Origin of the sequence: Paenibacillus sp. FSL H7-0716 (assembly GCF_038002705.1) — a bacterium.
Lineage (GTDB): Bacteria > Bacillota > Bacilli > Paenibacillales > Paenibacillaceae > Paenibacillus_AQ > Paenibacillus_AQ odorifer.
Genome location: NZ_JBBODA010000004.1, coordinates 267,999 through 282,222 on the forward strand (window position 1 = coordinate 267,999; position 14,224 = coordinate 282,222).

Genomic DNA, 14,224 nt, shown 5'->3' on the forward strand with positions numbered 1-14,224 from the left:
TCTTTACTATTGTATATATATAGTATCACTTTCCATATAAGGTCTCATCCCTGAGGAAGAAGATTGAGGTAATATTTAGGTTTAATGCGGCAATATTTCTTGTTTCACTAACTTCGCTGAAAGTAAATAACGGTCCGGTGCAGATCCCACATATGAAAAAGGATAACAGGTAATCAATGTGAGGATGGCCTTATCACTTGGCTTTATAGCACCGCGTTCGTCCCCGTCAACAATTGTGCTGCCTGTTACTTCATAGGTAAAAGTCCCATCCGTACTTTCCAGCTCGATAAGATCTCCAGCGACGAGTTCTCTCAGGTTACGGAACACTGTATCGCGGTGGCCTGCGAGCACACTGTTGCCGGTGGCACCGATAGCTGCGCTGCCTTTGTAATGTCCGGCTCCCTTTTTTAGCTCGGAGCTTTCCGTACCTTCTAGCACTGCGATCTTTTTGTTTAATTTGGGGAAACGAATCTCTCCTATGATTTCACCTTCTGTATAGGAATGAGCGGGGGATGGCTGTTCCTTGGCTGAACTGACCATTGCCATGGGAAGAGGGATTTCTTCGGCAGAACGGGGGCGGGCGACAGCTTCCTCCCTCTTTTTTGCCCAATCATTTAAAGCCTGTTTAGCTTCGATCGGTGCTTTGACCACTTGTACAACCGAGTAAATCAACACAACTAAAGAGAGTATGAAGATTAGCTTCACGGCTAGCAAGGCACCATTACGCTTCTTCATACTCTCTCACCTCCAGACTTATGCTGCAAAATGTGGTTATTTCTTCGATTTCAATCTGCGCATGATAATCACGCTGAGTACCGCAATGGCTAAGCTGGCAAGAATCAAGTTATACCAAGGCTCAGCGGTATTTGGAAGCTTGTTGCCAACCTCTGGTGCTCCCAGTGGAAGCTCATCATCAGGCAAGGCGATTTCATTGCTTGGCTGCGGTGTTGCGCTGGTAGTTTGGCTGCCAGCACTTGGTGATGCTGTCGGGTCATTATCGCCTCCACCCAGTGGGATCGGCGCTTCAGTAACACTAATTTCATCTACTACTGGTGAAGCTGTAGGTGTTGGTGATGGTGTTGGTGTTGGAGTCGTTGATTGCCCTGGTGTGGCTGCTGCTGTTGCCGTTGGCCAAGTAGTCGTTGGTGTATTCGTAGGTGCCGCAGTTGGTGAAGCGGTAGTCGTCGGCTGATCTGTAGGTGTCGTGGTTGGTGAAGCTGTTGCGGTCGGCGAAGCTTCAGGTGTAGCTGTAGCCGTGGCAGTAGGTGTCGTAGTTGGCACTACAGTAGGTGTAGCAGTCGCTGTCGGTGATGGCTCCGGTGTAGGCTGAGCTGTGGCCGTCGCTGTCGGTGAAGGACTAGGTTGAGCGGATGGCTCCGGTCCTCCAGAAGCGGAGAACTCAAAGGCTACAGTGGTGGTTTTCCCTTGATATTCGTTCCCTGCTTCCCACGGGAAAATTACATCCATTTGAATTACACTTTGTTCCCCCCCGGCAAGTGAACCGATGGCAACTCTTCCGGCAGCCTCGCTCATCACCCCTGAATAGATGATTACTCCCTCTTTTTCGAGTGTCATTTGGAGAATATCGTATAATTCTGCGTCTCCAGAGATGAATTTGAAGTCCACATAGTAATTAAAGCCCTCACTACCTGCGTTAATAATTGTGTATTCTGAGTTCGTTTCATCACCAGGCTGCATATTGTTCATGGTGGCTGTGCTCGTCGTATGCGAATTCACCGTAAGCTTAATGGTATCTTGCGCACTAACTCCGCCAGCATGCCAGATGACTCCTGCTAGAATAGTCAGGATATAAGCAGCTATGAAAGCCGAGCGATATTTCTTCTTCACTTTACTCGCTCCTTTCTCCTGAACCCCATATTAATTTTTTTTGGACATCATTTGCGGGCTTCCGGCAAATTCTTCTGTTCTAATCGGATTTTTCATCAAACATTGTCGAAATAAGTAGTATCTCACAGAACCACTTTCTTGTGCGCATGCAGGAATCTCCGTGAAAGCGGAAGGAGAGGGTAGAGATTACCGTCAATTCGTTCGTTATAGCGAATAACTAAAGTATAATCAAAATAATATCTAAACAAAAATGGGATATTTGAAGAAAATTCATCATATTTAATCAAATATCAATTATAGTAATGGATTTACACCAGTTTTCTCTATTTAACTCTTTATTTTTATATAATTCAGTGTTTTAATTGTGTTTTATTGAGAACGATTATGAATGCAAAATAAAAAGGCAAGACATACATCTGGAATAGGGCTCAAACCCCGATACCAGACCTATCGTCTTGCCTTAATTATGATGATAAATTAGATTTCCTTCATAGCTTCGGCTACAATCTCATAAGAGCGTAGACGAGCGTTAGGATCATAAATTCCACCAGAAACAATTAATTCATCGGCCTGTGTCTCTTGCAGGATTTCTTGAAGCCGTTCTTTAACTGCTGCTTTATCACCAGCGAAAGAGTAACGCTGTTTTTCAAGCATGGCTGCTTTTTCTTGCATCGTCCATAGCCCCTCCATACTATCAACCGGTGGTTGTAACTTCCCTGTACGTCCGCGGATGATATTAAGGAATTGCTGCTGCTGCGAGGTAGCCAGCCGTCTTGCCTCATTCACAGTATCGGCTGCTGTAATGCCAACTCCGACCATCACATATGGCTTGTCGAGTGCTGCTGAAGGACGGAAATTACTATGATAGATGTGTAAAGCCTGTAGTAAATACTCTGGTGCGAAATGGCTGGCGAAAGCAAAAGGTAAACCTAGCTTCCCTGCCAGCTGAGCACTAAAACCGCTGGAGCCCAGCAGCCAGATGGGGATATTCAAGCCTTCACCAGGAACAGCACGAACCCCAGCCGGTCGTGATCCTGCACCTGCAGGATCGAAGTAGGCTCTGAGCTCACTTAACTGCTCGGGAAAGTCACTGCCGTCGCTTCCGAGACCACGGCGTAGCGCACGGGAAGCCGGTTGATCCGATCCTGGGGCTCTGCCCAGTCCTAAATCAATCCGTCCTGGATATAGGGATTCGAGGGTCCCGAATTGTTCCGCAATGACAAGTGGTGCGTGGTTGGACAACATGATGCCTCCAGAGCCTACGCGTATGCTTTTTGTGCCGCCAGCAATGTGGCCAATTAAGAGTGAGGTAGCAGAACTGGCAACACCAATCATGTTGTGATGCTCAGCAAACCAATACCGGTGATAGCCCCATGCCTCAGCATGTTGAGCTAAAGCTAAAGAGTTATGAAAAGAGTCTGCCGCTGTGCCACCCTCCACAATAGAGGCTAAGTCCAGTACGGAGAATCGAAAATCGCGCTGTTGTTTCATTGTAATCCCTCCTATAATAAACGCTCAGATAGTCTAGAGCAGTATTTGTAGCTGCGAATAATGCTACTCGCCTAGTATACCATGTAATAAAACTATATACACACTTTAAGTAAGTATACGCACTTTGTAATGATTAGATAAGGAATAAGTATGTCTTTAAAAATAAAATGTAAGCGCTTTAAAAAATCTGTTGTTATTTCTTAACAGGCTTGCTATAATCACATCGAAAAGTTACCTGAAAAAAAGGAAGTTATCGTTATGAAGCCAACCATAAGAGATGTTGCCAGAATGGCGGAGGTGTCGATCAGCACCGTATCGCGGGTTATGAATGCACCGAATACGGTCGTAGAGAGCAAACGGAATCGAGTGATGGAGGCTGTAGAACGTTTGCAATATCAACCAAATGCGTTTGCACGCGGCCTGATCTACAAGAAGTCGTTTACACTGGGTCTGCTGATTCCGGATATTGAGAACCTGTACTTCGCAGGGGTTATTCGGGGAATGCAGGATGCATGCATCAAGCTTGGATACAGTTTAATGATCTGCAATACGGACCGCGACAAAGAACGGATGTTGTCTTACATCGATAACTTTCATGAGAAGCAGGTGGATGGGATCGTATTCGCCAGTGATGTCCTTTATCCTGAGACACATGACAAATTAGTCGGTTGTAGAATTCCTTTTGTGTTGGTATCCTCGCATTCTGATGAATACGACATTCCATCTGTGGAGGTGGATGATGAACAGGCGGCTTACGATGCAGTAAAGTTTCTGATTGATTTAGGGCATAAGGACATTGGCATGATTGGTTTTAACCATGATAACTCCGTATCCGGCCCGCCTCGTTATGAGGGTTTTGTAAGAGCGTTAACAGAGTTTGGACTACAGCAGAATATTGTGAAGAGCAAATATGCCAATCACCGGTTCGAACACGCTTATCAAGCTGCGCATGAGTTGTTTACTGATTATCCCGAGCTGACCGCCGTTTTCTGTGTTGCTGACGAATTTGCAATGGGGACGATTTCTTATCTGAAGGATCGTAATATTCTAGTTCCGGGTCAGGTATCTGTGATTGGATTTGATAATTTGCGGATGTCGAGTATGTTCATTCCAAAGCTGACCACGATTGCACAGCCGATTTATGAGTTAGGGTATCGTGCGGCGGAGATGCTGCATGAATTGCTCACAACAGGTGGTGTCCAGGTATTGAATGAAAAGATGGAGCATAAGCTGATTGTGCGGGAATCCACGCGGGAAAAATAAAGGCTCTTTATTTTTGTGACCTTCTTCTGAAAAGCTTTTCAGAGCCATGTATCGGTCTTAATTAAAATTTAAATGTTAGGTTAGAAAATAGTATGAATTCTTATGAAAAACATCTCATTTTCCGATTGGAAACGGTTACTAATTATGATAATATAAAAAATGTAAGCGCTATTATTAAATTACATTTGTGATGGAGTTTGATTTTAGGATATTTACCTGTCTTCTGAAAAGCTTTGCAAGGAGGTGATCTGCTACAAGCTGCTAATACATGCCAGGGTGCCCGGATGATTGAATAAGATGTTATCTCTATAACCATTAAAGGGGATGTACAAAAGATGAAGAAGATCTCAGGACGTAAAAAGTCGTTGGCTTTAGTACTGTGTTTATCCTTCACAATGACGCTGAGCGCATGCGGCGGAGGCAACAATAATGCGGCGCCTACAGATCCACCGGCGGCAACAGTCAGCCCAACAGCAGATAACACCGAGAAAGCGACAAATGCACCTAGTGCTGAACCTTCGGGTTCCCCGTTAGATTTAGCGATGAAAGGTGAATATAAAGGGACTAAAGTAACCATGTTTGGACCCTTCGTAGATGCTGACCAAGTGAAATTTGAGAGCAGCATTAAAGAATTTGAAGAGAAGACAGGGATCGATATTCAATACGAGGGCTCCAAGGAGTTCGAAGCAACAATAAATATTCGGGTGGACGGCGGAAATGCTCCTGATATCGCTGACTTCCCGCAGCCGGGACTGCTGGCATCGATTGCTAAGACGGGCAAGGTTATCGATTTGACCAGCGTGCTGGATCAAGACAAATTGACGGCTAATTACAACAAGAGCTGGCTCGATATGTCTACGATGGACGGAAAAGATGGGAAGATCATGGCGGGGATTTGGAACCGCAGTAATGTAAAGAGCTTGGTATGGTATCCAAAGAAACAATTTGATGATGCAGGTTACAAGGTTCCTGAGACTTGGGATGAGCTGATGGCACTGACTGAACAAATTGCCAAGGATGGCGATCCTGCCTGGGCTATTGGCATTGAGAGTGGTGCTGCAACGGGTTGGCCAGCAACAGACTGGGTCGAAAATATAATGCTTCGGACGACTACGCCTGAGAACTACGATAAGTGGGTAAAAGGTGAACTGCCATTTACTTCACCAGAAGTAAAAAATGCTGTTGAAATCATGTCTAAAATATGGCTTAACAAGGATTATGTTTACGGTGGTGCTAAGTCGATTGTGACAACATCCTTCGGGGATGCCCCAGCGCCAATGTTCACTGATCCGCCTAAAGCCTGGTTTAATATGCTCGGTAACTTTATTACAAGCTTCTTCCCTGAAACGGCAAAGGTTGATCAGGATTATGATTGGTTCTACTTGCCGCCAATTGATGCACAATATGGTAAACCAGTGCTGGTTGCAGGTGATATTTACGCTATGTTCAACGATCGTCCAGAGGTTCGTGCAGTCATGGAATTCTTCACCACTGGAGAGTCGATTAAGAGCTGGGTACAATCTGGCGGTGTAATTGCTCCTATGAATGACGCTTCCCTTGATTGGTATACCTCTGAATCCGATCGTCGGATGGCGAAGTTGGTTCAAGATGCTTCCACACTGCGTTTTGATGGCTCTGACTTGATGCCAGGTAAAGTGGGTGCAGGCACCTTCTGGAAAGGGATGACCGACTATGTGAGCGGTACAGCGACACTGGATCAAGCCTTGGAACAAATCCAGTCCGGCTGGAACAACTAACCTAATATTTAAAGCGCACAGTAAAAAGAGGGGCAGTAGGAAAAGAGGATTGTCTGCCCCTCTTTTTGTTTTCTAACTAGTGAGTTCGATGCTTATGATAAGAGTTTTGCTCCGCAAAACTTATAGGAGGAGCTGGAGCTAATATGGGTGCACAATCACAGCCACAGCCACAAATGCCAACACAACCACAAGCTAGGCCAACCGTCAGCCTGAAGGCGGTAATGTTGTCCCTAGTAGTGTTGTTAGCGAATATTGTTGTTAACGGCGCAATCTTTTTATTCTTCCGGGATTCCACATTAAATCCGCTGCTAACAGCGGTTCTGGCTGTCCTCTGGGGAGTTCTAGGTGTTTATCTGATTTACTATACGCTGACTTGGGCGGTTGAGCAGTACCCTGATCATATCCGGCGAAAGGTGCTGCCTTATATCTTTATTGGTCCGGCAGTGATTATTCTGGGCTGGTTACTGGTTCTGCCTGCACTACGAACATTATATTTGAGCTTTTTTAATGCTTCTTCAGAAAAATTTGTGGGCCTGAGCAATTATGCAGCGATCTTTAGCGATCATCTGATGGCAACGGCATTGCGTAACAATTTACTTTGGGTATTCGTCGGTACGCTAGCCTGTGTAGCTTTCGGGCTCTTAATTGCTATTCTTGCCGATCGCAGCAGCTATGAGAAAATTGCCAAATCGATCATCTTCATGCCGATGGCGATTTCCTTTGTAGCGGCAGGAGTCATTTGGAAATTCGTATATTACTATCAACCGGGCGACGAACAAATCGGGCTGTTGAACGCAATCGTTACTTATTTTGGGGGAGAACCCCAAGCCTGGACGAGTATGCTTCAGCCGTGGAATAACTTTTTCCTCATTATCATTTTGATCTGGATGCAGACTGGATTTGCAATGGTGATTTTCTCGGCAGCAATCAAAGGGGTTCCTGACGACATTTTGGAAGCTGCACGAGTGGATGGAGCAAATGAGGTGAAGATTTTCTTTGGAATCATGATTCCATATATTTCATCAACCATTCTGACAGTGACAACGACCATTATCGTCTTTACGTTGAAAATATTTGACGTCGTCATGGTGATGACAGGAGGTCAATACGATACAGAGGTTGTTGCTACACAGTTCTACCGGCAATTCTTTATGTACCGTAATTTCGGCTACGGCTCCACTTTGGCTATTGTTCTACTGATCGCGGTGCTGCCTGTAATCATAATCAATCTACGTCAGTTCCGTAAGCAGGGGGGATTCTAATGGCTGGCAAAAAGAAGAGAAAAGGCAGCAAAACGGTTGTAAATATCGTGCTGGGTGTGATCTGTTTTATTTGGCTGCTTCCGACTCTTGGGCTATTTATTTCCTCCTTCCGTCCGGCTGCTGATATTCTGCAGACTGGATGGTGGAAAGCTTTTCCCCATCAGGAGTGGAAGGCTGGAGAGACGATTCAGCTATCCAAGGACGTGGATCTTCGGGAGCCAATTGAGGTGAACGGTAAAACTTATACAGATGATGAGCTGAAGGCTGGCGTGAAGGCAGATGGCAGCCGGCTTATGTGGGAGAATCGTAGAGCGCGTACCGTGAATGAACAGATTCAAGGTTGGAAGATGACACCGGATCTCACGCTGGATAACTATAATAATGTGCTTTCCGGTAAGGAATACAAGCTGAAACAGGCTGATGGCAGTGAAACAGTGCAAAAAGGCTCCGGATTGTCACAGGCCTTCTGGAATACGCTAACGATTGCAGTTCCAGCAACAGTTATTCCGGTGTTGATCGCTTCTTTTGCTGCATATGCTTTTGCCTGGCTGCGGTTTCCTGGGCGCAAAATCCTTTTTGTCATCATCATTGCAATGCTCGTCATTCCAATACAGGTTGCGCTTATTCCAGTGCTTAAGGATTATACCGCACTTGGGCTAAACGGAAGTTATCTGGGAATTTGGCTGGCGCATACGGCTTTTGGATTACCGCTGGTTACGTACTTTATGTACAACTTCATCAGTCAATTGCCGAAGGATTTGTTCGAATCGGCTTTCATGGATGGGGCAAGTCATTTCACTATATTCAGTAGGCTAATTCTGCCTCTATCAGTGCCAGCACTGGCTTCTATCGGGATCTTCCAATTCCTATGGGTGTGGAATGACTATTTAGTCTCATTGATTTTTATCGGCAATCAACCGTCTGTGCAAGTCATGTCGATGAAAATTGCCGATTTAGTAGGCTCACGAGGCAACGATTGGCATTTACTTACTTCGGCTGCATTTATCTCCATGCTGATGCCGCTCGCTATTTTTTTCCTGCTGCAAAAGTATTTCGTCAGAGGGCTTATGGGTGGGTCGGTGAAAGGTTAATGATTTAGAACCCGAATGAAACTGTGATCAGGGGGAGCTTAGAGAGATGAAGATGAAACCATACGTACATCCGGCGGCGGTATATCCTTACCGGGAGTGGAGTCTTGATGAGGAAGCTTATAGCGAAGAGAACAATCAAAGAAGCGAGAGTATTTTTGCTCTTGGCAATGGATATATTGGCATGCGCGGTAATTTCGAAGAAGGTTACCACGGCAGCTCAGGCTCGTCTGTAACCGGTAATTATTTGAATGGTTTTTTTGATTCGGAGCCCATTGTGTATCCAGAAGGAGCCTACGGATATCCATCCCGCAATCAAGCGATGCTGAACGTAACAGATGCCAAGATTATTGAACTGAGTATTGAAGGGCAGACCTTTCAGTTAAACAGTGGGCAAGTGCACCATTATGAACGAAAGCTGGATATGCGGAGCGGGGTTCTGCATCGGCAGGTAGAATGGGAATCTCCAGCTGGTCACCGGGTACAGCTTCATATCCGGCGGATGGTGACTTTGCAGCACAAACATCTTGCGGCGATAGATTATGAGGTTAAAGCGCTGAATTTCAGCGGAGTGCTTACCTTCACTTCATCCATCGACGGCAAGATCCAAAAACCTAAGGTAACGGATGATCCCAGATTGGGCTCGGGAGGCAAGGAGCCCAGTCTGCTCCTGGAGGATACCGGTCATGAACCGGGACAGTCCTTCTTATGGATGAAGCAGCGGACGCGGCATACCCAGTTTGCCTTATTAACAGGGGTAAGTCATAAGCTCGATTCAAGATCAGAGGATAAAAGGACCGTGCAGCATGAGGGGCAGAAATTATCCATGCAGTTTGTCGTCCCGGTGGAGCGTGGGGAAAGCGTCTCACTAACCAAATATATCTCTTACCATACCTCTAAAGATTATCCGGAAGACGAACTACTCAGTAGAAGTACTGAAATATTACACTTAGCAGACCATAGCGGGTTTGAAGTGCTTGCTCAGGAACAGCAGGCTTATCTGGATCGATACTGGGCACATACGGATGTGGAGATTCATGGTGATCTTGCGCTTCAGCAGGGCATTCGCTTTAATGCTTTTCAACTGCTTCAATCCGTAGGCCGTGATGGGGTTACGAATATTGGAGCCAAGGGATTAACGGGTGAAGGATACGAAGGGCACTATTTCTGGGATACCGAGATGTATATGCTGCCCTTCTTTACGTTCACACAGCCGGAGATTAGCCGAAAGCTGCTCGAATTTCGTTATGCGACGTTAGACAAAGCACGGGAGCGTGCAGCGGTAATGTCGCAGAAGGGAGCCTTGTTTCCTTGGCGGACTATAGACGGGGCAGAGAACTCTGCATATTTCCCGGCAGGCACGGCGCAAATGCATATTAATGCGGATATTGCGTATGCCATCAAGCAGTATGTACTGGCTACCGGAGATTATGATTTTTTGGTTACGAAGGGAGCGGAAATTTTATTCGAAACTTCCCGCTTTTGGTTGGACTTGGGGTACTTTAATCCGGCTAGGGGCGGTGCCTTTTGTATTGATGCAGTAACCGGTCCTGATGAATATACAGCTATCGTCAACAATAATGCATACACCAACTTTATGGTCCAGGATCAGCTTTATTATGCACACGAGATGGCAGGGATATTGTCTAAGCAGTATCCTGAGCATTTTGAACGTCTGAAGCAAAAAATCGGTCTGACTGAGCATGAGACATTAGTGTGGCTGGAAGCGGCGGACAAAATGTTTATCCCCTTTGATGAGGGGCTTGGCATTTATGCTCAAGACGACACGTTTCTCTCCAAGAAAAAATGGGATTTCGAGCATACACCAGCCGATAAATATCCGCTGCTGCTCAACTACCATCCGCTGGTAATTTACCGTCATCAGGTGTTGAAACAGGCGGACTTGGTAATGGCAATGTTTCTGCTGGGTGACCAATTCAGCTTGGCGGATAAGATCCGGAATTATAATTATTATGAGCCGCTGACGACGCATGATTCTTCATTGTCACCGTGCATCCACAGTATAATATCTGCTGAGATTGGTGATTTGAAGGGAGCCTATTCCTATTTTGACCGCACGGTACGGATGGACTTGGATGACATCAACCGCAACGTGAAGGATGGACTGCATACTGCTGCTATGGCAGGCTCCTGGCTGTCGATTGTGAATGGTTTTGGTGGCATGCGCTTATGCGGCGGGATGTTATCATTTAATCCTAGTGTGCCAGCGCAGTGGGAGAGCTATCGGTTTAAAATAACATGCGCTGGACAGCTATTGGATATTTTTGTGAGTGATACAGAAGTGATCTATACGCTGCTGGAGGGCGAAGAGCTTGAGATTATGCATAAGGGAAACCTTATACAGTTGTCTGCGCAGAAGCCGCTGAGGCTTTCGAATGTGAAGCAGCTTGAAGCTGTTATTTTCGAGCTGGACGGGATAATTACTGACACTGGAGAGTATCATTATGAGGCTTGGAAGGATCTGGCGGATGAGCTTGCGCTTTCTTTTGATCGAGAGAAACATAAGAGTCTCAAGGGCCTAAGTCGAATGGAATCTTTAGAAGTCATTCTGGAGAGTAGTGGACTGAATTTGCCGCAACCGGTAAAGGGAATGCTCTGCAACAAAAAGAACGAGAAGTATAGACAGCTGGTTCAGCAAATGACGCCTGCTGAGCTGTACCCGGGTATCCACAGTGTGTTGTCCGATTTGCAGCAAAGAGGAATCGCTATCGGACTGGCTTCAGTGAATGAGAATGCGCTTCTGATTCTCGAACGCTTGCAGATCGGGCATTGGTTTCAGGCGGTGGCTGACCCTGGAAACTTGCGTAGAAGCAAGCCAGATCCAGAGATTCACTTGCAGGTTGCGGAGATGCTGGGCATATCCCCGGACTGCTGTGTGGCGATTGAGGATACCGAGGAGGGAATAGCCGCAATTAATGCTGCTGGTATGAAGTCAGTGGGAGCTGGAGTGGCGCTCGTGACCGAGAAAGCGGATCTATGTCTGGCTTCCACCGCAGAGCTAAGTGTAGAGAAATTGTTAGAGCTATTTGCGTAGTTAACCTGATAAGCAGCAACCCTCCCGATCATGGGAGGGTTGCTGCTTTGTTTATTTCATTACTTTTCGAACCAGCTTCACTTTATTGCCATAAGGAGGATACACGATTCCGAGGTCGATCCGTGTGCCTCGCTTGACGATGCTTTTACGATGGGAGAAGACCTCAAAGCTATACTTCCCGTGATAACCCCCCATTCCGGAGTTTCCTACTCCACCAAACGGAAGATAAGTGCTCGCCACATGTGAGATCGTATCATTGATACAGCCTCCCCCGAATGAGACCCGGGACAGCACCTCTTGTTCTACACTCTTATCCTCCGTAAATAGGTATAGTGCCAGTGGCTTTGGATGTTCATTAATGCTCTGAATGGCCTCATCCAATTGCTGATATTCCAATATTGGGAGAATCGGACCGAAGATCTCATCTTCCATAGCAGCATCCGTCCAAGAGGCAGGATAGATTAAAGTAGGCTCAATATAACGTTCTTCTGGCACGATGGTGCCGCCCATAATCACCTTGCTCTGATCACGCGCAATGAGGTCGGCAAGTCTTTGCAGCTGGCGATCATTCACGATCCGGCCGTAATCTGTATTAGGCTGTGCATCCTGACCGTAGAACTCAGTGATGTGATGTTTGATTTTGGTGATCAATTCTTTGGCAATATCCTTGTGGACCCATAGATAATCCGGTGCGATACAGGTTTGGCCCGCGTTCAGCAGCTTGCCCCAGACAATCCGTTTCGCTGCAGCATCAAGATTAGCGGTCTTATCAACAATAACCGGACTTTTCCCGCCAAGCTCCAAGGTTACAGGCACTAGATTTTTCGCCGCTGCTTCCATTACGATTTTGCCGACAGGCACACTGCCCGTAAAGAAAATATAATCAAACTTGGCGTGGATCAGCAAATTAGTGGTCTCTTTTTCCCCCTGAATTACGCGGATATACTGTGGTTCGAAGGTCTCCTGAATAAGCTGCTCAACCACGGACGAGATGGCAGGTGTGCTCTCAGATGGCTTGAGGACAGCGCAGTTACCAGCGGCAATGGCGCCGATCAGGGGCTCAATTAGCAACTGAAATGGATAATTAAACGGGCCAATAATGAGTGTTGTGCCGTAAGGCTCACTTAAAATATAACTTTTTGCAGGAAATAAGTGCAGCGGGGATCGAACCTTTTTAGGCTTCGCCCAACGCTTAAGATGTTTCATCATATAGCCGATACTGTCCAGCGTAAAGCCGATTTCTGTGGCATAGGCTTCGAACTCACCTTTTCCTAAATCCTGTTGTAGTGCAGTGATGATACGTCCTTCGTATTGTTTAATAATATTCTTAAGCTTGAGCAGCTGCTGGAGACGAAAAGAAACCTCCTTAGTTACGCCGCTATTAAAGAAATCCTTATGCTCTTCAAGCATTCCTTGAATGCTGTCAGCTGTATAGGTTGTCATTAATCTTTCCTCCATCCTTGTAAGAAGTTAGAGCATACGACTCTATGGGAGTCGGTAAAAAGCGAACGGCTCGCCATAACGGAAGGAATCACTGGCTTCATCCAGCTTGGCCGCAGTTTCTTCATTAAGTACAAGCGAGGTACTAAGCAAATTTTGTTCCAGCTGTTCCACACGTGTAGCCCCGACAATAACCGTCGAGACGGCAGGCCGATTCATAAGCCAAGCTAAGGAGAGCGCAGTAGTTGAGGTTTCCATTTCCTCAGCAATTTGGCTCACTTGGCTTCCGAGCTTGATCCGGTCATCATCAAGGAATCTTTTGAAATTAGGATCAGTATCTGCTCTGGACCCTGATGGCGCTGAATCGCTTGTATTATATTTGCCGGTGAGAATTCCGCCAGCTAGTGGAAAGTAAGGAATGATCCCTACACCTTGATCCAGGCAGAGCGAAAGAAGCTCATTCTCCGGTGTCCGGTCTGCTAAGGAGTAGCTGCACTGAATTGAAATGTACTTGGTGAAGTTGCGTGCTTCACTAATCCCAATCGCCTTCATTAATTGCCATGCTGTATAGTTGGAGGCCCCGATATAACGGATTTTGCCCGAGGATACCATATCGTCCAAGGTTCGTAAGGTTTCTTCAAGCGGCGTATAGGGATCAAAGGTATGAATCTGGTATAGATCGATATAGTCTGTCTTAAGGCGGCGAAGGCTATCTTCAAGCTCCTGCAGCAAATGGCGACGGGAGGAGCCGCTGCCGTTGGGACCCTCATTTTTAACTAAACCTGCTTTAGTTGCGAGAACAGCCTCATGTCTCCTACCTTCCAAGGCCAGACCGAGGATTCGCTCGGATTCTGAGCCAGCGTAAATATTAGCAGTGTCTATGAAATTAATTCCATGATCAAGCGCAGCATGTACAATCTGAATGGAGGTCTCTTGATCCGCACGTTTGCCGAAAGCGTTCGTTCCCAGTCCTAATGCGGATACCTGTAACCCGCTATTTCCTAGTCTTTTAAAGTTCAT

10 protein-coding genes are annotated in these 14,224 nt (G+C 46.3%); 5 read left to right on the forward strand and 5 right to left on the reverse strand.

Going from position 1 to position 14,224, the window contains the following annotated elements:
• Positions 1-81 precede the first annotated feature (81 nt).
• The 3 genes from MHH60_RS07770 to MHH60_RS07780 all read right to left on the reverse strand — a co-directional run bounded on the left by MHH60_RS07770 (position 82) and on the right by MHH60_RS07780 (position 3,339).
• Positions 82-735 carry a class D sortase gene (locus MHH60_RS07770; protein WP_081388806.1) on the reverse strand — a complete coding sequence of 218 codons (654 nt, stop codon included), beginning with the start codon at positions 733-735 and terminating at the stop codon, positions 82-84.
• A 36-nt stretch (positions 736-771) separates the two neighbouring features.
• Positions 772-1,848: a hypothetical protein gene (locus MHH60_RS07775; protein ID WP_076132698.1), complete on the reverse strand. Its 1,077-nt coding sequence runs from the start codon at positions 1,846-1,848 to the stop codon at positions 772-774.
• 477 nt (positions 1,849-2,325) lie between these two features.
• Positions 2,326-3,339 carry an LLM class flavin-dependent oxidoreductase gene (locus tag MHH60_RS07780; RefSeq protein WP_076132696.1) on the reverse strand — a complete coding sequence of 338 codons (1,014 nt, stop codon included), beginning with the start codon at positions 3,337-3,339 and terminating at the stop codon, positions 2,326-2,328.
• Between the two features lie 258 nt (positions 3,340-3,597).
• Between MHH60_RS07780 and MHH60_RS07785 the strand changes: the two genes are divergently transcribed.
• From MHH60_RS07785 to pgmB, 5 genes are all read left to right on the forward strand, one after another.
• Positions 3,598-4,602, forward strand: coding sequence for a LacI family DNA-binding transcriptional regulator (locus MHH60_RS07785; protein ID WP_036682112.1), 1,005 nt, complete (start codon positions 3,598-3,600; stop codon positions 4,600-4,602).
• 335 nt (positions 4,603-4,937) lie between these two features.
• Entirely contained in the window at positions 4,938-6,359 is a 1,422-nt protein-coding gene (locus MHH60_RS07790) for an ABC transporter substrate-binding protein (protein WP_038574978.1), read from the forward strand.
• Positions 6,360-6,502: 143 nt separating this feature from the next.
• Entirely contained in the window at positions 6,503-7,621 is a 1,119-nt protein-coding gene (locus tag MHH60_RS07795; protein ID WP_232061475.1) for a carbohydrate ABC transporter permease, read from the forward strand.
• Positions 7,621-8,712, forward strand: coding sequence for a carbohydrate ABC transporter permease (locus MHH60_RS07800; RefSeq protein WP_036682107.1), 1,092 nt, complete (start codon positions 7,621-7,623; stop codon positions 8,710-8,712). The genes MHH60_RS07795 and MHH60_RS07800 overlap by 1 nt, the downstream gene beginning before the upstream one ends.
• Before the next feature lie 46 nt (positions 8,713-8,758).
• Positions 8,759-11,764, forward strand: coding sequence for a beta-phosphoglucomutase (pgmB, locus tag MHH60_RS07805; RefSeq protein ID WP_081388805.1), 3,006 nt, complete (start codon positions 8,759-8,761; stop codon positions 11,762-11,764).
• A gap of 51 nt (positions 11,765-11,815) precedes the next feature.
• Here the strand turns inward: pgmB and MHH60_RS07810 are convergent, their stop codons facing one another.
• The gene (locus MHH60_RS07810; RefSeq protein ID WP_076132694.1) at positions 11,816-13,207 is read right to left on the reverse strand and encodes an aldehyde dehydrogenase; all 1,392 of its coding nucleotides are present in this window, start codon (positions 13,205-13,207) and stop codon (positions 11,816-11,818) included.
• 42 nt (positions 13,208-13,249) lie between these two features.
• Positions 13,250-14,224, reverse strand: coding sequence for an aldo/keto reductase (locus MHH60_RS07815; protein WP_076132692.1), 975 nt, complete (start codon positions 14,222-14,224; stop codon positions 13,250-13,252).